Origin of the sequence: Paraburkholderia sp. MM5477-R1 (assembly GCF_050436385.1) — a bacterium.
Taxonomy (GTDB): Bacteria; Pseudomonadota; Gammaproteobacteria; order Burkholderiales; family Burkholderiaceae; genus Paraburkholderia; species Paraburkholderia tuberum.
This window is the reverse complement of the sequence record NZ_JBNDMC010000003.1, coordinates 1497858-1519289: the sequence shown is the minus strand read 5'-3', so window position 1 is coordinate 1519289 and position 21432 is coordinate 1497858. Positions and strand designations below refer to the sequence as shown.

The window sequence follows — 21432 nt, the reverse complement described above, 5'->3', positions numbered from 1 at the left end:
CACTTGCCCCATCCGGTCGCGCTCAGCCGACCGTCCCGCGCGCTCACCGCCTGCGCGCCTCGGCAACCCTCTTGCATGGGATTGGAGACTGACGATGCAGGTTTCAACTTGGGAAAATCCTGTCGGCACTGACGGCTTCGAATTCATCGAATACACGGCGCCGGACCCGAAAGCGCTCGGCAAGCTGTTCGAACAGATGGGCTTCACGGCCGTCGCGCGGCATCGTCATAAGGACGTGATGCTGTATCGTCAGGGCGACATCAACTTCATCGTCAACGCGGAGAAGCATTCGTTTGCGCAGCGCTTCGCGCGCTTGCATGGCCCGTCGATCTGCGCGATTGCGTTTCGCGTACAGGACGCCGCGAAGGCCTACGCCCAAGCGCTCGAAAAAGGCGCATGGGGTTTCGACAACAAGACCGGCCCGATGGAGCTGAACATCCCGGCGATCAAGGGCATTGGCGATTCGCTGATCTATTTCGTCGACCGCTGGCGCGGCAAGAACGGCGCGACGCCGAACAGCATCGGTGACATCGACATTTACGACGTCGACTTCGAGCCGATTCCGGGCGCGAACCCGAACCCGGTCGGTCACGGCCTGACCTATATCGATCACCTGACGCACAACGTGCATCGCGGCCGCATGCAGGAATGGGCGGAGTTCTACGAGCGCCTGTTCAACTTCCGCGAGGTGCGCTACTTCGACATCGAGGGCAAGGTGACGGGCGTCAAGTCGAAAGCGATGACCTCGCCGTGCGGCAAGATTCGCATTCCGATCAACGAGGAAGGCTCGGACACCGCCGGTCAGATCCAGGAATACCTGGACGCGTACCACGGCGAAGGCATCCAGCACATCGCGCTCGGCACCAGCGACATCTACCGCACCGTCGACGGCCTGCGCGCATCGGACATTTCACTGCTCGACACGATCGACACGTACTACGAACTCGTCGACCGACGCGTGCCGAATCATGGCGAGCCGCTCGAGGAACTGCGCAAGCGCAAGATCCTGATCGACGGCGCAGCGGACGATCTGCTGCTGCAGATCTTCACCGAAAACCAGATCGGTCCGATCTTCTTCGAGATCATTCAGCGCAAGGGCAACCAGGGCTTCGGCGAAGGCAACTTCAAGGCGCTGTTCGAATCGATCGAGCTCGATCAGATTCGCCGCGGCGTCGTGCAGGACAAGACCTGACCACGCAGACTCGCGCCTGATCGGCGCGCACAAGAAAAAAGGGCGAGGATCGCAGGATCCTCGCCCTTTTACGTTGCAACGCCGCCGCTCTCTTCGGAACGGCGGCCGGTCGTCATTAGACGCGCGCGATGCGGTGCGTCATGAATTCTGCCTGTACCGATCGCTGCCGATCGCACCGTCGACCCGCGCCGGCGCCACCTGCGCCGTGCGGATGATCGCGTTCGACAGTGCCCCCGTGCTGCCCGGATTCGAGCGCACCGGCGCGCTCATCGCGAAGAAAGCGGCGGAAACCATCAGGAAGGTCTGGATGTTTCTTGTGTTCATGCGTACTCCTTTTCTAACTGCCCTGCTGTCCAGAAGCTGCACAGAATGCGCGGCGTTCGGCATCGCTCGCAGGTCGGGGTTAGACAGTCGTTTTCACTGCGGTTCCGCAAATTTGTAGGTTTTACAGCTTGTTACACGCGCAGGCGCAATACAACTCCATTCCGGCGGAAATCCGCGACAACTGCTGACAACACGTCGGCAACTTGTCGCGAAACCGGCCGAAATCAGACCGTGCGCGGGCGATTTTTGATCCGCTGCGGCGGGTTTCCACCAGTGCTACCATCGCTTAAAACCCGTCAATATGACGACCCCGGCCCCAGCATTCACGAGATGCCGGGGCCAGAAAAGTTTTGGTGATCCCAAGCTGAAGTGGAGGAGTACACATAATGAATGCCCCGCTAGACGCAGGTCAGCGAGCCTCGCTCGAAGCCGCGTTGTCTTCCGTCACGCTCGACGACAAATACACCCTCGATCGCGGCCGCGCGTACATGAGCGGCATCCAGGCGCTGGTGCGTCTGCCGATGCTGCAGCAGGAACGCGACCGCGCCGCCGGCCTCAGCACGGCCGGCTTCATCTCCGGCTACCGCGGATCGCCGCTCGGCGGGCTCGACCAGTCGCTGTGGAAAGCGAAAAAGCATCTGGCCGCGCATCAGGTGGTGTTCCAGCCCGGCGTCAACGAAGACCTCGCGGCCACCGCCGTATGGGGTTCGCAGCAAGTCAATCTGTACCCGAGCGCCAAATACGACGGCGTGTTTTCGATGTGGTACGGCAAGGGCCCCGGCGTCGACCGGTCCGGTGACGTCTTCAAGCACGGCAACTCGGCCGGCTCGTCGCGGCACGGCGGCGTTCTCGTGCTCGCCGGCGACGATCACGCGGCCAAATCCTCGACACTCGCGCACCAGTCCGAACACATCTTCAAGGCATGCGGGCTGCCGGTGCTGTTTCCGTCGAACGTGCAGGAATATCTGGACTTCGGCCTGCACGGCTGGGCGATGAGCCGCTACTCGGGCCTCTGGGTCGCGATGAAGTGCGTGACCGACGTGGTCGAATCGTCCGCATCGGTCGATATCGATCCGCACCGCACCAACATCATCCTGCCGGAAGACTTCGTGATGCCCGACGGTGGGCTGAACATCCGCTGGCCCGATCCGCCGCTCGTGCAGGAAGCGCGTCTGCTCGACTACAAGTGGTACGCGGGTCTCGCCTACGTGCGAGCGAACAAACTCGACCGCGTCGAAATCGATTCGCCGCATGCGCGCTTCGGCATCATGACCGGCGGCAAAGCTTATCTAGACGTGCGCCAGGCGCTGACCGACCTCGGTCTCGACGACGAAACCTGCTCGCGCATCGGCATCCGGCTGTACAAGGTCGGCTGCGTGTGGCCGCTCGAAGCGCAAGGTGCGCAGGCCTTCGCACGCGGTCTCGACGAAATTCTGGTGGTCGAGGAAAAGCGCCAGATCCTCGAATACGCGATCAAGGAAGAGCTATACAACTGGCCCGACGCGCAGCGCCCGCGCGTATTCGGCAAGTTCGACGAGAAGGACGGCGCGGGCGGCGAATGGTCGGTGCCGATGGGCAACTGGTTGCTGCCGGCGCACTACGAGCTGTCGCCCGCGATCATCGCGAAGGCGATCGCCACGCGGCTCGACAAGTTCGATCTGCCATCGGATGTGCGCGCCCGCATCGCCGCGCGCATCGCGGTGATCGAGGTGAAGGAAAAGGCGCTCGCGCGGCCGCGCGTCGAAGTCGAGCGCAAGCCGTGGTTCTGCTCGGGCTGCCCGCACAACACGTCGACCAACGTGCCGGAAGGCTCGCGCGCGATGGCCGGCATCGGCTGTCATTACATGACGGTCTGGATGGATCGCAGCACCAGCACGTTCAGCCAGATGGGCGGCGAAGGTGTCGCGTGGATCGGCCAGGCGCCGTTCACGAACGACAAGCACGTGTTCGCCAATCTCGGCGACGGCACCTACTTCCACTCGGGGCTGCTCGCGATTCGCGCGGCGATCGCGTCGAAGGCGAACATCACCTACAAGCTGCTGTACAACGACGCGGTCGCGATGACGGGCGGCCAGCCGGTCGACGGCGTGCTGAGCGTGCCGCAGATCACGCATCAGCTCGCCGCCGAAGGCGCGGCGAAGATCGTCATCGTCACCGATGAGCCGGAGAAGTACGCGGCAAACGTCGGCCTCGCGCCCGGCGTCGAAATTCACCACCGCGACCAGCTCGACGACGTGCAGCGTCAGCTGCGCGAGGTTCCGGGCACCACGATCCTGATCTACGACCAGACCTGCGCGACCGAAAAGCGCCGTCGCAGGAAACGCGGCGCGTATCCCGATCCGGCACGACGCGTCGTGATCAACGAAGCGGTGTGCGAAGGCTGCGGCGACTGCTCGGTGAAGTCGAACTGCCTGTCGGTCGAACCGCTCGATACTGAGTACGGCACGAAGCGCCAGATCAACCAGTCGACCTGCAACAAGGACTTCTCGTGCGTGAACGGCTTCTGCCCGAGCTTCGTCTCCGTTGAAGGCGGCCAGTTGCGCAAGCCGAAGGCGGCGTCGGGCGCCGAAATGCCGCCGGTGCCGGATCCCGAGTTGCCGTCCATCGACCGTCCGTACGGCGTTCTGGTGACGGGCGTCGGCGGCACGGGCGTCGTCACGATCGGCGCGCTGCTCGGCATGGCCGCGCATCTCGAGAACAAGGGCGTCACGGTGCTCGACGTCACCGGCCTCGCGCAGAAAGGCGGCGCCGTGATGAGCCACGTGCAGATCGCGAAGCAGCCCGCCGACATCCACGCGACCCGCATCGCAATGGGCGAAGCGAGCCTCGTGATCGGCTGCGACGCGATCGTCACCGCCAGCGACGAATGCGTGTCGCGGATGCACGCGGATCGCACGCGCGTCGTGCTGAACAGCGCGCACACGCCGACGGCCGAGCTGATCAAGAACCCGAACTGGCGCTTCCCCGGCAGCAGCACCGAAGCCGACGTGCGCGCCGCGGCCGGCGATGACAACGTCTCGACCGTCGACGCGAATCACTTCGCCGTCGCGCTGCTCGGCGACGCGATCTACACGAACCCGTTCGTGCTCGGCTATGCGTGGCAGCGCGGCTGGGTGCCGCTCACGCACAAGTCGCTGATTCGCGCGATCGAGCTGAACAACGTGCAGGTGGACAAGAACCGCGCGGCGTTCGAATGGGGCCGGCGTGCCGCGCACGATCTGGCTGCGGTACGCAAGCTCGCGCAAACGCAGGGACGCGGCGAACCGGCCGACAGCGCGGGCGGCAAGATCATCGCGCTGCATACGCCGAAGGCGCTCGACACGCTGATCGACAAGCGCGCCGACTATCTGACCGCCTGGCAGAACCGTGCGTACGCGGAGCGCTATCGCGCGCTGGTGTCGCAGGTGCGGGCCGCGGAAGAAGCGCTCGATTCCGCCGACGGCCAAATGCCGCTGACCGAGGCGGTCGCGAAGAACCTGCACAAGCTGATGGCGTACAAGGACGAATACGAAGTCGCGCGTCTGTACAGCGACCCGGCGTTCATCGAAAAACTGAACGCGACGTTCGAAGGCGACTGGAAGCTGCACCTGCATCTCGCGCCGCCGACGCTATCGAAGAAGGACGCGCACGGCCATCTGGTGAAGAAGAAGTACGGCCCGTGGATGTTCCGCGCGATGCACGTGCTCGCGAAGCTCAAGTTCCTGCGCGGCACCGCGTTCGACGTGTTCGGCAACACCGGGGAGCGTCGCACCGAGCGCGCGCTGATCGGCGAATACGAGGCATTGGTGCGTGAGCTGATCGGCGGGCTGACTTCTCAGAAACGCGATCTCGCGGTCGAGCTCGCGAATCTGCCCGACGGCATCCGCGGCTATGGGCACGTGAAGGAAAACAACCTGAAAGGCGTGCGCATCAAGTGGAACGAGCTGCTCGCGCGTTGGCGTTCGCCGGATGCGGGCAAGACGCAGCACGCGGCTTGATCGACTCTCCCAACTGAACCGAAAAGCGGCGGTCTGCACGGGCCGCCGCTTTTTTCAGGCGCAAAAAAACGCTACGGAACCGAGATTCCGTAGCGCTTCTGCCCAGGCCGCCGCGCGCGCGTTAATGCCGCGCCCGCGCCAACCTCACGTGATGCACGTTACTTCGCGTTCACCGACTTGCGCGCGTTCGCCGAAGCGACCGCCGTCATGTTGATGATACGGCGCACGGTCGCGGCCGGCGTCAGGATATGCACCGGCTTTTCCGCACCCAGCAGGAACGGCCCGACCGTCACACCCTCGCCGCCCACGACCTTCAGCAGGTTGTACGCGATGTTCGCCGCTTCGACGTTCGGCATGATCAGCAGATTCGCTTCGCCGGCGAGCGTCGTGCCCGGGAACGCGGCCTTGCGGACCGTCTCCGACAGCGCCGCGTCGCCGTGCATTTCACCGTCGATTTCGAGCGACGGCGCGCGTTGCGTGATCAGCTTGCGCGCCGCGGCCATGCGCTGCGACGACGACGACGGCGCGCTGCCGAAGTTCGAGTTCGACAGCAGCGCGACCTTCGGCGTGATGCCGAACTTCTCGATTTCGCGCGTGGCGAGCATCGTCATGTCGGCAAGCTGCTCGGCGGTCGGCACTTCGTTCACGTACGTGTCGCAGATGAACATGTTGCGGCCCGGCAGCATCAGCAGATTCATCGCGGCGAAGTTCTCGACGTCGTCGGCCTTGCCGAGCACCTGCTCGATGAAGTTCAGATGCGTGTGGAACTGGCCGATCATGCCGCAGATCATGCCGTCCGCTTCGCCAAGGCGCACGAGGATCGCGCCGATCAGCGTGTTGAACTTGCGCATCGCGGCCTTCGCGACGTCCGGCGTCACGCCTTCGCGCGCGCCGAGTTCGTGATACGCCTGCCAGCACTTGTGATAGCGCGGATCGTCTTCCGGATCGACGATCTCGACGTCTTCGCCGCACTTGAGCTTCGAGCCCATCTTCTTCAGACGCATCTCGATCACCGACGGACGGCCGACCAGGATCGGCTTGGCGATCTTTTCGAGCAGCACGAACTGCGCGGCGCGCAGCACGCGCTCGTCTTCTCCTTCCGCGAACACGATGCGCGCCGGTGCAGACTTCGCCGCCGCGAACACCGGCCGCATCACCATGCCCGAGCGATAGACGGTCGCGCCGAGCTGTTCGCGGTACGCATCCATGTCCTGGATCGGGCGGGTCGCGACGCCCGAATCCATTGCGGCCTGCGCGACGGCCGGCGCGATCTTGATGATCAGACGCGGATCGAACGGCTTCGGAATCAGGTATTCGGGACCGAATTCGAGCGAGTGGCCTTCGTAGGCCTTCGCGACTTCATCGCCCTGGTCGGTTTCCTCGGCCAGTTCGGCAATCGCGCGCACGCACGCGAGCTTCATTTCTTCGGTGATCGTCGTCGCGCCGACGTCGAGCGCGCCGCGGAAGATGAACGGGAAACACAGCACGTTGTTGACCTGGTTCGGATAGTCCGACCGGCCGGTCGCGATGATGCAGTCCGGGCGCACCTTGCGCGCTTCTTCCGGACGGATTTCCGGCTCGGGGTTCGCGAGCGCGAGAATCAGCGGCTGCGAGCCCATTTCGGCGACCATCTCCGGCTTCAGCACGCCGGCGCTCGAGCAGCCGAGGAACACGTCGGCGCCGCGGATTGCATCGGCGAGCGAGCGCGCTTCGGTGTGCGCCGCATAGCGCTCCTTCGACGGATCGAGGTTGCCGCGCCCTTCGTAGATCACGCCCTTCGAGTCGGCGACGAGAATGTTCTGCTTCGACAGACCGAGATTGACGAGCAGATCCAGACACGCAATGGCCGCCGCGCCCGCGCCCGAACAGACCAGCTTCACTTCGTCGAGCCTCTTGCCGACCACCTTGAGGCCGTTCAGGATCGCCGCCGATGCGATGATCGCGGTGCCGTGCTGATCGTCGTGGAAGACCGGAATCTTCATACGTTCGCGCAGCTTCTTCTCGATGTAGAAGCACTCGGGTGCCTTGATGTCCTCGAGGTTGATGCCGCCCAGCGTGGGCTCGAGCATCGCGATCGCCTCGACGAGCTTGTCCGGATCGGATTCGCTCAGCTCGATGTCGAACACGTCGATGTCCGCGAACTTCTTGAACAGACACCCCTTGCCTTCCATCACCGGCTTCGCGGCAAGCGGGCCGATGTTGCCGAGGCCGAGCACCGCGGTGCCGTTCGTGATCACGCCGACGAGGTTGCCGCGCGACGTGTACTTCTGCGCGTCGAGCGGTTCCTCGTAAATTGCCATACAGGCTGCCGCCACACCCGGCGAATACGCGAGCGACAAATCCAGCTGGTTCGACAGCGCCTTGGTAGGCGTCACCGAAATCTTGCCAGGTTTCGGATTCTGGTGATATGCGAGAGCGCTTTGCTTGAGTTGTTCGTCCATTTCTAGGCCTGCGAGACGTAAGTGATTGGGCCCGGCGACACACATCGTTGCAGCGCTTTCATCTGTCGGACCGATAGCCGACCGAGGCGGTTTTCGCACGCGCCCGGTCAGGCGCGACGGCTTACCTCGACGAAGACGGGACGATGTGGAGTGCTTCGCGGGTCGATTAGTGTACACCCCGGACGTGTCGATGCACTGAGTGGTTAACAGGACTCGCCATTAGCGAAACAGGCGCTCAGGACGCTGCGTCGCCACTACCCGGCCGTGCTTTTCCGCCACGCGGCGGGGCGCCATGCGGGCCGCATGGTCCACGCATTCGCAGTATTCGAAGCGATTGAAGGATGCGCTTCGTCGACGCGGTCAGTCGAGTTCGGCGCCGCGTCGCTCAGGAATCAGAAACAGGGTCGCGAGGATGTCGAGCAGGTAAATCGACGCCAGTAGCGCGAGCGCCGCGCCGAACGAGTAGCGCGCCGCCAGCGCGCCCACGACGACCGGCCCAAAGCCGCCCACCGCGCGACCCGCGTTGAACAGCACGTTTTGCGCGGTGGCGCGCGCATCGGTTGGATAGAGCTCCGAAATCAGCGCGCCGTAGCCGCCGATCATGCCGTTGACGAACACCCCCATCGCCGCGCCGCCGATCAGCAACGCCATCGGCGTCGTCAGTTGCGCATAGACGAACACCATGACGACGGCGCCCGCCTGGTAGAACAGGAACGTCGGCTTGCGGCCGAAGCGGTCGGCGGCGATGCCGAATAGCCAGATGCCGGCCGCCATGCCGAGAATCGTCGCGGCGGTCCACAGCCCCGATTTGGTCAGCGAGTAGCCGAAGGTCTTCGACAGATAGCTAGGTAGCCAGATCATCAGCCCGTAATAGCCGAAGTTCTGCACCGAGCACAGGATCGTGACGCCGAGGCTCGCGCGCGTCGTGCGTCCATCGACGAACAGCAGTTTCAGCGGCAGCTTGCGCATGCCGCGCGCGACGCGTTGGTCGAAAAGCGCCGGCTCCTCGACGCGGCGCCGCACGAAGAACGACACGACCGCCGGCAGCAGCCCGAGCGCGAACATGCCGCGCCAGCCGATCACCGGCAGCAGCAGCGGCGTCAGCAACGCGGCCGCCAGCACGCCAAGCTGCCAGCCGAGCCCGACATACGACGACACCCGCGCCCGCTGCGACGCTGGCCACGCTTCGGCGACCAGCGTCATACCGATGCCGAATTCGCCGCCCAGCCCGATCCCGGCGACGGTCCGATAGATCAGCAGGTCCGTGTAGCCTTGCGCGAGCGCGCACAGGCCGGTGAACACTGCGAAGATCAGGATCGTCCACGTCAGCATGCGCACGCGGCCGAAATAATCGCTGAGCACGCCGAAGAGCACGCCGCCCGCCACCGCACCGATGAGCGTCCATGTGACCAGCGCACCGGCCTGCGAGGAACTCAGATGCAGGTCGGCGGCGATCACCGGCAGCATGAAGCCGAGAATCAGCAGATCGAAGCCGTCCATCGCATAACCCAGCACCGACGCAAGCAGCGCGCGGCCCGCATAGCCCGGTTGGACGGCGGAGCGGGTTTCGGTGGCGGAGGCGGAGGCGGGTGGAGCGGCGTTCATTGAAAGCATTCCGTAGGTCTGAAGGCGGCTGCGTGGGAAGCGTCCCGGGAAAGTCGCGTGAGTGTAAAGGCGGCCTCACCCGGTCACAAGACGATGCGCGCGCCAAAGCGCCCGCCGGCTGCGCCGCCGCGCACGACGGCCTCCTCGGTGCGACCCATTTCAGGTAAAATAGCGGCCCACGCGCGCAGCAAAAGCCGGTCTGTGCTCTTCCCCCGGCCGCGTATCCCGCCCAGCATGGCGCGGCATACCCCGCTTGCTGCGCCACCGGGCCCAGCGCCCGCTTCTCCCCCGCTCACTCCGAAGGATCCGCCCATGACAGGCTTCGATCGCCAGACGATCTCCGACACCACCGCCAAAATGCTGCTCGAAGTACAAGCAGTGCATTTCAACGCGGAGAAACCGTATATTTTCACGTCCGGCTGGGCGAGCCCGGTGTATATCGACTGCCGCAAGCTGATCTCGTATCCGCGTGTGCGCCGCGGCCTGATGGAAATGGCCGAAGCGACGATCCTGCGCGACGTCGGCTATGAGCAGATCGACGCGGTCGCCGGCGGCGAAACCGCGGGCATCCCGTTCGCGGCATGGCTGTCCGACCGCCTGATGGTGCCGATGCAGTACGTGCGCAAGAAGCCGAAGGGTTTCGGCCGCAACGCGCAGATCGAAGGTCTGCTGACCGAAGGCCAGCGCGTGTTGCTCGTCGAAGACCTGACGACCGACAGCCGCAGCAAGATCAACTTCATCAACGCGCTGCGCACCGCCGGCGCGACGGTGAACCACTGCTTCGTGCTGTTCCACTACAACATCTTCAAGGAAAGCGTGTCGGTGCTGAAAGACATCGACGTCGATCTGCACGCGCTCGCCACATGGTGGGACGTGCTGCGCGTCGCGAAGCAGAACAACTACTTCGACACGAAGACGATCGACGAAGTGGAAAAATTCCTGCACGCGCCGGCCGAATGGTCCGCTGCACATGGCGGTGCGACGTCTACGCCGCAATAAAGCCATCGCGCTAAGGCAGTGACAATAAAAACGTAGCCGCTTTATGCGGATTGAATGAAAAAGCCGCCTGTTTCGCAACAGGCGGCTTTTTTTATCGCCGATTTTTTATCGCCGATTACCCGGCGGACGAAACGAGGCCGATATCAGGACTGGTTCGCGATGTCCTTACTCGAGTTCGACGAAAGATTCAGCAAACCATTGCTCTGCGCATACTGGAATAGTTGGGAGTCTCGATCGATTCCGAGCTTGCGCATGGCCGCGTTTTTTTGTGTGCTGATCGTCTTGATGCTGCGATTCAAACGCTCCGATATTTCCTTGATCGTCATACCCGATACGAACAGGCGCACGACTTCGAGTTCGCGCCGCGACAGCTTCGAGTCGTCGCGCTTGCCGGCTGAATTGACCCGCAACCCATCGAGCACCGCCTTCACCGACGGACTCATATAGGTCATACGACGGCCCACGTGTTGTACCGCAAGCGCAATATGGCTGAGATCGTCCGATTTGTTCACGACCGACGTCACGCCAAGTTCCTTGAGCCGTTTGAGCAATGCGGCGTTCTCGAGCATGGTGAGCACGACGATCGGCAGATTCGGGAAATTGCGGCGCAAATAGTCGATGAGTTGCAAGCCGTCGCCGTACTGACCGCCCGGCATGGCCAGGTCGGTGACGAGCACGTCGCATTCGGTGGATTGCAACATTTTGATAAGTTCAGTCGACTGCCTTGCGCGCCCAACGACTTGCATACCGGGAAATTTGAGCAGCGCATTTTCAGCGCCAAACAGAATAACCGGATGATCGTCTGCCACCACGACCCTGAGTGAAACTTGCATCGTCCTCCTCTGGACGGATAAACCGGTCTCCACAACTTCTAACACTGCTTTTGACGCTCGCTATTTAAACGAGTCAAATGCAGTAAGGGTCGCACGACAACCCCCTTACTATAGCTGATTTCCTGTCTGCGAATTCCGCGGCACGCGAACATATTGCGTCGCAGAGCTAATCAGCGCTGATGTTAGACTTGATTCGACCTTGGGGCACAATTCAGGACAACGACAGTCGCGAGGACCCGCGCCTCGCGCCCTTACAGGAGAACCGGCATATGCGCATGCGTTGCCTGGTTGTTTCGCTGGCTTCATCTTGGCGGCATCGATCGCTCGCCGTCGGCGCGATGCTTGCGCTATTGGCAGCGCATAGTGCCGGTGCGCGGGCCGACGAGCCGTTCACGCTGACGAGCGCGAGCGTGCGCGCGGGCGGCACCGTGCAGAATGCGCAGGTGTTCGACCGGAACGACTGCAAGGGCGGCAACCGTTCACCGCAGCTCTCATGGCGCGACGCGCCGGCCGGTACGCGCGGCTTCGCGATCACGATGTTCGACGAGGACGCGCCGGGGCGCGGCTGGTGGCACTGGGCGGTCGCGGGCATCCCCGCCACGGTCGACAGCCTGCCCGAGAATGCGAGCTCGTCCGGTTTCCTGCGCAAGCTCGGCGCGGTCGAAGCGCGCAACGACTTCGATACCGACGGCTATGGCGGCCCGTGCCCGCCGCCCGGCAAACCGCATCGCTATATCATCACCGTGTACGCGCTGAACTCGGCCGATCTGCGTCTCGCGCAAGGACGTCCCGCGTTGATGTTCGATCACGAGATCGGCACGGCCGCGATCGGCAGCGCGCGGCTCGAGGTCAATTACGGGCGCTAGTGGCGGCCGTCGCGGTCGTGATGGGGCGCCGCCGCGCAGCATCGCCTGGCTTGCGCCGTTCGCCTTCCCGATCGCTTTGCTGGAGCACTTCATGTCGAAGATCGTCATCGTTTATCACAGTGGCTACGGCCACACGAAGAAGGTCGCCGAAGCCGTGCTCGCGGGCGCGCTGGAAGCCGGTGCGCGGGCGAAGATGATGCCGGTCGGTGACCTCGACGACGCCTCGTGGGACGAACTCGCCGCCGCCGACGCGCTGATCTTCGGCGCGCCGACCTACATGGGCGGCCCGTCGGCCGATTTCAAGAAGTTCGCCGACGCCAGTTCGAAACCATGGTTCGCGCAGGCGTGGAAAGACAAGATCGCAGCCGGCTTCACGAACTCGGCGACGATGAACGGCGACAAGTTCTCGACCGTTCAGTACTTCGTCACGCTGGCGATGCAGCACAGCATGATCTGGGCCGGCACCGGCATGATGCCGTCGAACACGAAGGCCGCGACGCGCAATGATCTGAACTTCGTCGGCGGCTTTACCGGACTGCTTACGCAATCGGCGGCCGATGCGTCGCCCGACGAAGCGCCGCCGCCGGGCGATCTCGAAACCGCGCGCCTGTTCGGCGCGCGCATTGCGGGCGTCACCGCGCGCTGGATCGCGCCGCGCGGGTAGCGGCGCGCGGCTAATGGCTGAACGGCGCCGAAACGACGTCGCGGTTCATCTTCGGTCATCAGCCCGCATTCGCCGCGCAACGGGTCACGCCAACGTCACGTTGTGCGCGCATCGTCGTTTTTTCGCGCTGCACCGCACCGTCGCAGCGATGACGTCTTAAAATAACGTTCCGGCGCGGCGTCGCGCCCCGTTTCCAGCGAGTGAGATCGAGATGAGCACGAAAGTTTTTGTCGACGGACAGGAAGGCACGACCGGCCTGAAAATTTTTGAATACCTGTCGCAGCGCGCCGACGTCGAAATCCTGCGTATCGAAGAAGCGAAGCGCAAGGACCTGGACGAGCGCCGTCGTCTCATCAACGCGTCGGACGTCACGTTCCTGTGTCTGCCCGATGTCGCCTCGCGCGAGTCGGCCTCGCTCGTCGAGAACGACCGCACGGTGCTGATCGACGCGAGCACCGCGTTCCGCACCTCGCCCGACTGGGCCTACGGCCTGCCCGAGCTGGCTCGCTCGCAGCGCGAACGCCTGCGCACCGCCAAACGCATCGCCGTGCCGGGCTGCCACGCCTCGGCGTTCGTGCTCGCGATGCGCCCGCTCGTCGAAGGCGGCGTCGTCGCGCCCGAGTTCGCCGCGCACGCCTATTCGGTCACTGGCTACAGCGGCGGCGGCAAGAAGATGATCGCCGACTACGAAGCCGGCGGCAACGACAGACTCAAGAGCCCGCGCCCGTACGCGCTCGGTCTCACGCACAAGCACCTGCCGGAAATGGCCACGCATACGGGCCTGAAGTCGGCGCCGATCTTCACACCGATCGTCGGCGACTTCTACAAGGGCCTCGCGGTCACCACGTACTTCTCGCCGGGCCAGCTCGCGAAGAAGACGACGCCGCAGGACGTGCAGGCTCAGTTCGCCGAATACTACGCGGGCGAAGCGTTCGTGCACGTCGCGCCGTTCAACGCCGACGCGAGTCTCGACAACGGCTTCTTCGACGTGCAGGCGAACAACGACACCAACCGCGTCGACCTGTTCGTGTTCGGCAACGAAGAGCGCTTCGTGACCGTCGCGCGGCTGGACAATCTCGGTAAGGGCGCGTCGGGTGCGGCGATCCAGTGCATGAATCTCGCGATCGGCGCGGCCGAAGACACCGGTTTGAAACGCTAGGCGAGTCGACCCGCATCCGCGGTGCCACGAAAAAAGCCGGTCTTTTCAGACCGGCTTTTTTTGTTTTAAAGCCCGCTCATTGCATTGCACTGCATTGTTTTCCGCCAGCAGCATGTCGCACGGCATAACTCGCGGCCTGGCAATGGCTATTGCCACAGCACCTTTTCTTATCGCTTGCGGCGGGGCAAAGCCGACAATCCGGGCTCCGTCACACCGGCGCAATGCGCGGGCGCGAGTTGCGGTACGCAAGGCGCGCCGACGCCCAGCGCTAGCACCGCGACGCTGTGCCCCGACATCGCGGACCTCGTCAACAGCACTTACCTCGGCGGCGCCGGCAGCGGCGAAATCGTTCAGCTGAATATCGACGCGACCGCGATGACCTACACGCTGAAGTGGCTCGAGTCGCCGATTCCGCTCACCAGCGCGAGCGTCTCCGTCACACGCAGGGGCACGCAGATCACGGGCGCGGTGATTCACCCGCCCATCGGCATACTGCCGACCGCCGAGCAGACACGCTGCGCGTTCATCCTCGGCGCGGGCACCGGCACCGCGTCGGACGGCACGACCTACACGACGCCCGACTTCGTCGACAACCCGAACCCGCCGATGATCCTGATCGGCAAGGGCGTCGCGGACGGCGGGATTCCGGGCGCGACGATCCAGTATGCAGGCATCGCGCTGCTGCCCGGCGTTCCCGCCATCGGCGCGGTCAACAAGCGGCACTTCGACTTCTATCCGTTCCTCGGCTTCGCGAGCATGACGACCGACATCACGAAGCTTGCCGGCACCTACAACGCTGCTGTACCACCTGTCGCCGACCGCGAACTACGAAACCGTCGCTACGAACGCCGTCGAAACCTTCGACGCGATGTTGACGGCAGAATTCATCGCCGTGGCAGGCCCAACGGTCCGCTTCAGATCGCCTGATGCATTGGCTTCTGCCGCTGGCCTGGCTCCGGTCCTGAAGCAATCGGGCAAATCCAGCTGGCTCAAACGACCTCAAAAGGGCGACAAGCGTCTCAAGCAGATCTTCTATCAGTCCGCATTCGCATCGATGCGCTGTCCCGAGAGCGCCGCGTTCTACGCACGCAAACGCAAAGAGGGGAAGCGACATCATCAGATCATCATTGCTCTGGCCAGACGACGCGTGAATGTGCTGTGGGCCATAGGGCGGTATGAATTCGAAAATCATTTCGGTGCTCGCTCTGTGCGCACCGTTGCTGGGCGCGTGCGGCGGCGGCAGCAGCAGTAACGGCGACGGACCAATGACCGAAACGCGACTGTGCCCTGCGTCGCTCGACTACGGCACGGTCTTCACCGGTGGCGGCGGAGACGGTGAACTCGTCAAACTGCAGCTCGATACGACGAAGATGACGTGGCAGATCAGCTACATCCAGTCGCCGATTCCCGCCACCACCGGCACCGTCGCCCCGACGCGCGCGGGCCAGGTCGCGGGCGGCTCCCTGCCCCCGGAAAAGCGGCTACCGACCAACAAGCTGAACCAGTGCGCGTTCCGCCTGAACGGCGCGAGCCTCGATGCGAGCCGGCCGGCGCGGATTTTCGTGGGCGAAGGCGTCGTCGTCGTGGGCGCCGGTGTTCAACGCGGGCCTTGCGTACAACATCACCGAGCACTGGGGGCTCGTTGCGTCGGTCACGTATATCCCGCTGAAGACGACGTCGTCGGTCATCATCAAGGCGGCCGATGGGACGGAGCTTGGCGTGTCGAAGGCGGATCTGGACGCAGACCCGATCATTTCCTTCCTGGCCGTGTCGTATAAGTTCTGAATTTGATTTTCCGCGGTCGCGGCGCCGCCTTGGGCGCGCGGCGAATTCCGGGCAAAAAAAAGCCCACCTAAGTTGGCGGGCTGAATCCATATCAGAGGAGACATGGAGGAGACAAGACGAACTATAGCAGACCGCTTGGTGCGTTGCAACATGCAAATTAGGGTTGACCCTCAATGTTGCAGACATACAACGGTCACATGGGTACGGCTCAGTTTGCCCTTGTCTGCCGACACGCGCGGTGCTTAGTGCCTCACCAGCGCCATCATCGCGCCGAAACCGACGAACACACCGCCCGTCAGCCGGTTGAACATCCGCGCGACGCTGCGGCTCTTCAACCTGGCGCCGATGCGCGTGCCAAAACCCGCATACACCAGATACCAGCTGACCTCGATCGACGCGAACGTCGCGAGCAGCACGCCGAACTGCGGCAACTTCGGCTGGGTTGCATCGATGAATTGCGGCAGCAGCGCGGCCGCGAACAGGATCGCCTTCGGATTGCTGCTCGCGACCAGAAAGCCGTTGCGAAATAGCGCGAAGCGCGAGCGCGCGGGCCGGGCCGTCAGGTCGTCGACGTTGTGCGCAGCGGTTTCGTCGGCCGGCGCGCGCCATGCCTTGATGCCCAGATATACGAGGTAGGCCGCGCCGATCATGCGCAGTGCATTGAACATGGTCGGCCATGCCGCCAGAAACACGCCGAGCCCCGCCGCCGATACCACCAGCATCAGCACCAGCGCCGATAGACAACCGGCCATCGTCGCGCTCGCGCGACGCAGGCCGTGCTGGGCGCCGTGCGTCATTACGAGCAGCATGTTGGGACCGGGAATCGCGGAAACGACGAAAACGGTGGCGGCGAACAGCCACCAGGTATGCAGAGTCATCGAAATCGGGTGTAGGGGGATCGGGCGGCTATTATGCCTTGCCGCCCAGCGCGACTCATGCGGCCACGCTGCGTCGAGCGCTCGCGTCCGGCGATCGACAGCGCCGTCAGCGGCCGGCCCGGCGCGTCGCGACCTGACCCAGCACCGCGAAATCCTTCTCGCCGTCGCCGTGCGCGATCGCTTCGATCAGGCTGTCGCGAACCACGCTCGCGACCGGCATCGGCGTCGTCACCGCATCGGCGGCGGCGAGCGCGAGGCGCACGTCCTTCAGTCCCAGACGCGCCTTGAACAGCGCCGGCTCGAAGCGCTGCTCGGCGATCAGCTTGCCGTAGCCCGAGTACACCGGTCCCGGAAACAGGCCGCTCGTGATCACGTCGAGGAAGTCCTGCATCGCGAGGCCGTGGCCCGTCACGAGCGCGGCCGCTTCGCCGAGCGTCTCGATCGCCGCGCCGAGCATGAAGTTCGCGGCCAGCTTCATCACGTTCGCCTGCTGCGGCAGCGAGCCGATGCGCCAGGTCTTCTGGCCGAGTGCGTCGAAAATCGGCTGGATCCGGTCGATCGATTCGGCCGGCCCGCCCGCGACGATCGTCAGCTTGCCCGCGGCCGCGACGTCGGGCCGCCCGAGCACCGGTGCGGCGACGTAATGCACGCCGCGCGACGCGTGCGCGGTCGCCAGCTCCTCGGCGAGCGCCACGGAAATCGTCGCCATATTCGCGTGGATCAGCCCGCGCGGCGCATGTTCGAGCAACGACGCGGTGATGACTTCGCGCAGCGCGGCATCGTCGGCGAGCATCGAGAACACGGCGTCGCCCGCAAACGCTTCAGCCGGCGTCGCGACGACTTGCGCGCCCAGCCCGGCCAGCGGCTGGGCCTTTTCCGGTGAGCGGTTCCACACGCGCACCTGGTGCCCGGCTTTCAGAATGTTTGCAACCATCGCGGCGCCCATCTCGCCGAGACCGATAAAACCGATGTCCATCTATCGCTCCGTCTTCTAAAGAACCCGAAGTAGAGCACACTCATGCGACAAGCGCAGGACAACGCGCAACCCGAGCGGTGCGATACTGCAGGCATGGTCACCGCGACATTCCGCTTCTACGAGGAGCTGAACGACTTCATCGCCCGGCCGCTGCGCCGGCGCGCGTTCACCTGCGTCTGCGCGCGCGGCGCAACGACCAAGCACATGATCGAAGTGCTCGGTGTGCCGCATACCGAGGTCGAGCTGATACTGGTAAACGGCGACTCGGTCGGTTTCGATCATCCGCTCGCCGACGGCGACCGCGTCGCGGTCTATCCGAAATTCGAGGCGCTCGACATCCAGCCGCTGCTGCGCGTGCGCGAGCGGCCGTTGCGCGTGATGCGCTTCATCGCCGATGCGCATCTCGGCGGCCTCGCGCCGCTTCTGCGGCTTGCGGGCTTCGATACGCTGTACGACAACCACTTTCCCGACGCCGATATCGAGGCGCTCGCCGCCGCGCAGCAGCGCATCGTGCTGACGCGCGACCGCGAGCTGCTCAAACGCCGCAACATCACGCATGGCTGCTACGTGCGCGCGCTGCGGCCGCGTGAGCAGTTGCGCGAAGTGTTCGAACGACTCGATCTCGCGCGCAGCGCGCAACCGTTTCGGCTATGCCTCGTATGCAACGCGCCGCTGCGACGCATCGCACGCGAGGAAGCCGGCCTGCGCGTGCCGCGCGGCGTGCTGCAGCGGCACAGCCGCTTCGTGACCTGCGATGTATGCCGACGCGTGTTCTGGGAAGGCACGCATTGGCAGAGGATGCGCGCGTTGATGGACAGCGTCTCCGCCGGCGCACCGGACCGTGTCGGCTGACGCCCCGCGCTTGCGTACAATGCGGGTTGATCTATTTGGCAGAGGCCTTTCCGATGATGAAAAAAACCGACCTTGAAAAGAACAAGGCGCTGAAACTGGGCAACGCGATGAAACAGGCGACCGCTAACCGCGGCGGCAAGAACGCGGCGACCGAGCCGAAGATCGACCGGCGCGAGCAGCGCAAGCTCGATCAGGCGCAAGGCCTCGTCCCATTTGCGTGCAAGCTCAACGGCGAGCTGGTGGAGGAGCTGAAAACGCGCGCCGCCAGTCATCCGGACGGCCTGAACGGGCTGCTGGATGAAGTGATCCGGCGCGGGCTCGCGGGCTGATCTTCCCGCGCGCAAAATCCGCCGCAACAGCAAAAAGGCCAGAGCGCGAGCTCTGGCCTTTTTGCTGGCAATGCATCTGCCGCCACCGGTTGCACCGACCGGCAAACGGTGCGGCGCAGCGCTATGTCGCGCCCGACGAGCGCGCGTTGGCTTAGTTCTGCACGCCCTTGTCGTTCGTGCCTGCTGCCGAAGCTGCGGCGGAAACGTGTGCCTTCTTGCCGTGGGTCTTCAACTGCTTGACGTGGTGCTTCTTCGGTGCGCTTGCTGCTTCCATAGCAGCGGCATCCGATGCCTGCGCGAAAGCCTGAACGGAAACGAGTGCGATCGAAGCGGCTGCGAGCGAGACGATAACTTTTTTCATGTGTTGATCCCCAAACCAGACGACTGAGTCAATGTGAATGAATACAGCTGCACGGTAGAGCGGCTGGACTTCGAGGTGCCTTGTGCTCCCCGCGGGAGAGTATTACCCAGGCGTAGGCGGTTTGTCATGCGCAAAACTCGATATGTATTTTCCGGGAGACAGCCTGCTTTCAGCCTGCTTTCATCTACCTGCAAGGCGCACCAAGGACCCTACCAGGTCCCCGTGAAGCCGCCGCCCGCGCGCCTCGCCGACCGCTTCGCGGCGCTCAAACCAGGTTCCGCAGCAGGCTCGCGGTCTCCTGCAGCGCCGGCAAAACGCGGTGCAGCGCGGCGTTCGCCGACTCCTCGCCGATCGGCATGCTGACGCTGATCGCCGCGACCACCGTACCGTGCCGGTCGCGCAGCGGGACCGCGACGCCGCGCACACCGATCTCGAGCTGCTGGTCGGTGACCACGTAGCCGTTGCGGCGGATTTCGCCAAGCACTTCTCTGAGCCGTTCGACGGTCGAATAGGTGTACGGCGTGAAAACCTTGATCGGATACGACGCGAGCCACGGGTCGATGCTGTCGGGCGGCTGGAACGCGAGCAGCACGAGCCCCGCCGACGATAACGGCGCCGGCGCGCGCGAGCCGGTCACGAAGCCGACCGCCATCGCCCGATTCACGCCGTTGCGCGCGACGTAGACGACGTCGTGTTCGTCGAGGATCGCGACCAGCGCGGTTTCCTGCACGGTCGCGGTGATCCGCTGCAGGAACGGCTGCACCGTGCGCGGCAAGCGCGCCGAATCGAGGTAAGACTGGCCCAGGCGCAGCACGCGCGGCGCCAGCCAGAACAGCTTGCCGTCGGTGTCGACGTAGCCGAGCTCGCGCAGCGTCAGCAAATAGCGGCGCGCAGCCGTGCGCGACAGGCCGGCGCGCGCGGCGACCATCGTTGGCGTCATGCGCGCGTGCTCTTCGTCGAATGCTTCGATGATCGCGAGCGCCTTCGCGGCGCCCGCGATCCAGTCCTTGTCGTCCATTTCGTTTGCTCGTGGAAGGAGCGGGGGATCGCGGTCCGGTCCGCAAGTCGCTTGATCACCGCGATCTGCAGGCCGGCGACCGCACGGCCGTTGCGCGATTATCGCGCGACTTGCGGGCTTTGCCTGCCCGGCGCGCGACGCCCGCGTATCATGTGAGCGATTCCTTACCGGCTGAGCACCGCGTGGCGCGCCTGCGCGGCTTCCCAGCGCGATCCCAAGACAAACCATAAGAAATCTTGCATCCCGATACCCGCCAACACCTGCGCGCGAACGTGCTGATGCTGATCGCCGCGATGATCTGGGGCTCCGCGTTCGTCGCACAGCGACTGAGCCTCGATACGATCGGCCCGTTCCTGTTTACCGGCTTGCGCTTTCTGCTCGGCGCGCTCGTCGTGCTGACGATGATCGTCTGCGAGCGCCGCGCGGCGCTCGCCGAGCTGACGAAGCGCGCGCCCGGCGGAGCCCGCGAACTGCTTGGCGCGGGCGGGCTGCTCGGCGTCGTGCTGGCCGTGTCGATCTCGCTGCAGCAGATCGGCCTGCAGTACACGAAGATCGCGAACGCGGGCTTCATCAGTTCGCTGTATGTGGTGATCGTGCCGCTGCTCGGCGTGCTGTTGCGCCACCGGACTGGCCTCCGTACGTGGCTTGGCGCGCTACTGGCGGCCGTTGGCATGTACTTCCTGAGCGTCGACGAGCACTTTTCGATGCTGTACGGCGACTGGTATCAGCTCGCCGGGGCGCTGGTGATTTCCGCGCAGATGATGCTGGTCGGCCGCTTCGCGGCGCGCCACGACACGCTGATGCTCGCACTCGCGCAGTTCGTGACCTGTGGGCTCGTGTGCCTGTCGATCGGCCTTGCCATTGAACCCGTTAGCGCCGCGGTAATTGCGCGAGCCGCGCCGACGATCGCGTACGGCGGTGCGTTATCGGTGGGCGTCGCGTATACGATCCAGGTGGTCGCGCAGCGCTACGCGGCGCCCTCGCATGCGGCGGTGATTTTCAGCATGGAAGGCGTGTTCGCGGCGTTTGCGGGCTGGCTCGTCCTCGGCGAAACGCTGACGACGCGCGCGTTGTTCGGCTCTGCGCTGATGCTCGCGGGATTGATCGTGTGTCAGATACTGCCGGGCTGGAAACGCGCCCGGCAGCGTGCGCCGCAGGTGATGTGATTTACAG

17 protein-coding genes and 3 pseudogenes are annotated in these 21432 nt (G+C 64.3%); 12 read left to right on the top strand and 8 right to left on the bottom strand.

What is annotated here, in order from left to right:
• Positions 1–94: 94 nt before the first annotated feature.
• A complete protein-coding gene (gene hppD, locus OKW35_RS10265; RefSeq protein WP_429551815.1) occupies positions 95–1192 on the top strand; it encodes a 4-hydroxyphenylpyruvate dioxygenase in 1098 nt (365 codons plus the stop codon).
• A gap of 138 nt (positions 1193–1330) precedes the next feature.
• Here the strand turns inward: hppD and OKW35_RS10260 are convergent, their stop codons facing one another.
• Positions 1331–1516 carry a hypothetical protein gene (locus tag OKW35_RS10260; RefSeq protein ID WP_090802620.1) on the bottom strand — a complete coding sequence of 62 codons (186 nt, stop codon included), beginning with the start codon at positions 1514–1516 and terminating at the stop codon, positions 1331–1333.
• A gap of 386 nt (positions 1517–1902) precedes the next feature.
• Between OKW35_RS10260 and OKW35_RS10255 the strand changes: the two genes are divergently transcribed.
• Positions 1903–5493 (top strand): indolepyruvate ferredoxin oxidoreductase family protein, encoded by a 3591-nt coding sequence (locus OKW35_RS10255; RefSeq protein WP_429551814.1) that lies wholly within the window; start codon positions 1903–1905, stop codon positions 5491–5493.
• A gap of 158 nt (positions 5494–5651) precedes the next feature.
• On the opposite strand, the gene OKW35_RS10250 is transcribed toward OKW35_RS10255, so the two are convergent.
• Positions 5652–7934: an NADP-dependent malic enzyme gene (locus OKW35_RS10250; RefSeq protein WP_429551813.1), complete on the bottom strand. Its 2283-nt coding sequence runs from the start codon at positions 7932–7934 to the stop codon at positions 5652–5654.
• A gap of 360 nt (positions 7935–8294) precedes the next feature.
• A complete protein-coding gene (locus OKW35_RS10245; protein WP_429551812.1) occupies positions 8295–9539 on the bottom strand; it encodes an MFS transporter in 1245 nt (414 codons plus the stop codon).
• A 312-nt stretch (positions 9540–9851) separates the two neighbouring features.
• Between OKW35_RS10245 and OKW35_RS10240 the strand changes: the two genes are divergently transcribed.
• The gene (locus OKW35_RS10240) at positions 9852–10538 is read left to right on the top strand and encodes an orotate phosphoribosyltransferase (protein WP_018418686.1); all 687 of its coding nucleotides are present in this window, start codon (positions 9852–9854) and stop codon (positions 10536–10538) included.
• 143 nt (positions 10539–10681) lie between these two features.
• Here the strand turns inward: OKW35_RS10240 and OKW35_RS10235 are convergent, their stop codons facing one another.
• On the bottom strand, positions 10682–11371 hold the full coding sequence (locus OKW35_RS10235) for a response regulator (protein ID WP_184056372.1): 690 nt from the start codon (positions 11369–11371) through the stop codon (positions 10682–10684).
• Between the two features lie 269 nt (positions 11372–11640).
• On the opposite strand from OKW35_RS10235, the gene OKW35_RS10230 reads away from it, so the two are divergent.
• From OKW35_RS10230 to OKW35_RS10205, 6 genes and pseudogenes are all read left to right on the top strand, one after another.
• Positions 11641–12237, top strand: coding sequence for a YbhB/YbcL family Raf kinase inhibitor-like protein (locus OKW35_RS10230; RefSeq protein WP_429551811.1), 597 nt, complete (start codon positions 11641–11643; stop codon positions 12235–12237).
• Between the two features lie 91 nt (positions 12238–12328).
• Positions 12329–12901, top strand: coding sequence for a flavodoxin family protein (locus OKW35_RS10225; RefSeq protein ID WP_429551810.1), 573 nt, complete (start codon positions 12329–12331; stop codon positions 12899–12901).
• Positions 12902–13112: 211 nt separating this feature from the next.
• Entirely contained in the window at positions 13113–14060 is a 948-nt protein-coding gene (argC, locus tag OKW35_RS10220) for an N-acetyl-gamma-glutamyl-phosphate reductase (protein ID WP_429551809.1), read from the top strand.
• Between the two features lie 112 nt (positions 14061–14172).
• Positions 14173–15312, top strand: a pseudogene (locus tag OKW35_RS10215) (DUF2957 domain-containing protein).
• Positions 15236–15667, top strand: a pseudogene (locus tag OKW35_RS10210) (DUF2957 domain-containing protein); the annotation flags it as partial. The pseudogenes OKW35_RS10215 and OKW35_RS10210, both read left to right, overlap by 77 nt.
• A pseudogene (locus OKW35_RS10205) lies at positions 15627–15845 on the top strand (OmpW family outer membrane protein); the annotation flags it as partial. The pseudogenes OKW35_RS10210 and OKW35_RS10205, both read left to right, overlap by 41 nt.
• Positions 15846–16087: 242 nt before the next feature.
• On the opposite strand, the gene OKW35_RS10200 reads toward OKW35_RS10205, so the two are convergent.
• Positions 16088–16723, bottom strand: a complete 636-nt coding sequence (locus tag OKW35_RS10200; protein WP_184065758.1) for a LysE family translocator — start codon at positions 16721–16723, stop codon at positions 16088–16090.
• Positions 16724–16829: 106 nt separating this feature from the next.
• Entirely contained in the window at positions 16830–17699 is an 870-nt protein-coding gene (locus OKW35_RS10195; RefSeq protein WP_184034705.1) for an NAD(P)-dependent oxidoreductase, read from the bottom strand.
• Positions 17700–17792: 93 nt separating this feature from the next.
• Between OKW35_RS10195 and OKW35_RS10190 the strand changes: the two genes are divergently transcribed.
• On the top strand, positions 17793–18551 hold the full coding sequence (locus OKW35_RS10190; protein ID WP_187612748.1) for a Mut7-C RNAse domain-containing protein: 759 nt from the start codon (positions 17793–17795) through the stop codon (positions 18549–18551).
• 53 nt (positions 18552–18604) lie between these two features.
• On the top strand, positions 18605–18880 hold the full coding sequence (locus OKW35_RS10185) for a hypothetical protein (protein ID WP_018418694.1): 276 nt from the start codon (positions 18605–18607) through the stop codon (positions 18878–18880).
• A gap of 151 nt (positions 18881–19031) precedes the next feature.
• Here the strand turns inward: OKW35_RS10185 and OKW35_RS10180 are convergent, their stop codons facing one another.
• Together OKW35_RS10180 and OKW35_RS10175 are read right to left on the bottom strand one after the other, a co-directional pair.
• Entirely contained in the window at positions 19032–19241 is a 210-nt protein-coding gene (locus OKW35_RS10180) for a hypothetical protein (RefSeq protein WP_184056380.1), read from the bottom strand.
• Between the two features lie 265 nt (positions 19242–19506).
• Positions 19507–20259 carry an IclR family transcriptional regulator domain-containing protein gene (locus tag OKW35_RS10175; RefSeq protein ID WP_018418696.1) on the bottom strand — a complete coding sequence of 251 codons (753 nt, stop codon included), beginning with the start codon at positions 20257–20259 and terminating at the stop codon, positions 19507–19509.
• 236 nt (positions 20260–20495) lie between these two features.
• Between OKW35_RS10175 and OKW35_RS10170 the strand changes: the two genes are divergently transcribed.
• Complete coding sequence (locus OKW35_RS10170) at positions 20496–21425, top strand: DMT family transporter (RefSeq protein WP_429551808.1); 930 nt, start codon at positions 20496–20498, stop codon at positions 21423–21425.
• Positions 21426–21432 lie beyond the last annotated feature (7 nt).

Bases quoted from the DNA above. Each gene is read 5' to 3' on its own strand.
- OKW35_RS10245 (WP_429551812.1), bottom strand. From the start codon at position 9,539: ATGAACGCCGCTCCACCCGCCTCCGCCTCCGCCACCGAAACCCGCTCC.
- hppD (WP_429551815.1), top strand. From the start codon at position 95: ATGCAGGTTTCAACTTGGGAAAATCCTGTCGGCACTGACGGCTTCGAA.
- OKW35_RS10260 (WP_090802620.1), bottom strand. From the start codon at position 1,516: ATGAACACAAGAAACATCCAGACCTTCCTGATGGTTTCCGCCGCTTTC.
- OKW35_RS10180 (WP_184056380.1), bottom strand. From the start codon at position 19,241: ATGAAAAAAGTTATCGTCTCGCTCGCAGCCGCTTCGATCGCACTCGTT.
- OKW35_RS10195 (WP_184034705.1), bottom strand. From the start codon at position 17,699: ATGGACATCGGTTTTATCGGTCTCGGCGAGATGGGCGCCGCGATGGTT.
- argC (WP_429551809.1), top strand. From the start codon at position 13,113: ATGAGCACGAAAGTTTTTGTCGACGGACAGGAAGGCACGACCGGCCTG.
- OKW35_RS10175 (WP_018418696.1), bottom strand. From the start codon at position 20,259: ATGGACGACAAGGACTGGATCGCGGGCGCCGCGAAGGCGCTCGCGATC.
- OKW35_RS10250 (WP_429551813.1), bottom strand. From the start codon at position 7,934: ATGGACGAACAACTCAAGCAAAGCGCTCTCGCATATCACCAGAATCCG.
- OKW35_RS10200 (WP_184065758.1), bottom strand. From the start codon at position 16,723: ATGACTCTGCATACCTGGTGGCTGTTCGCCGCCACCGTTTTCGTCGTT.
- OKW35_RS10240 (WP_018418686.1), top strand. From the start codon at position 9,852: ATGACAGGCTTCGATCGCCAGACGATCTCCGACACCACCGCCAAAATG.
- OKW35_RS10190 (WP_187612748.1), top strand. From the start codon at position 17,793: ATGGTCACCGCGACATTCCGCTTCTACGAGGAGCTGAACGACTTCATC.
- OKW35_RS10185 (WP_018418694.1), top strand. From the start codon at position 18,605: ATGATGAAAAAAACCGACCTTGAAAAGAACAAGGCGCTGAAACTGGGC.
- OKW35_RS10230 (WP_429551811.1), top strand. From the start codon at position 11,641: ATGCGCATGCGTTGCCTGGTTGTTTCGCTGGCTTCATCTTGGCGGCAT.
- OKW35_RS10235 (WP_184056372.1), bottom strand. From the start codon at position 11,371: ATGCAAGTTTCACTCAGGGTCGTGGTGGCAGACGATCATCCGGTTATT.
- OKW35_RS10255 (WP_429551814.1), top strand. From the start codon at position 1,903: ATGAATGCCCCGCTAGACGCAGGTCAGCGAGCCTCGCTCGAAGCCGCG.
- OKW35_RS10225 (WP_429551810.1), top strand. From the start codon at position 12,329: ATGTCGAAGATCGTCATCGTTTATCACAGTGGCTACGGCCACACGAAG.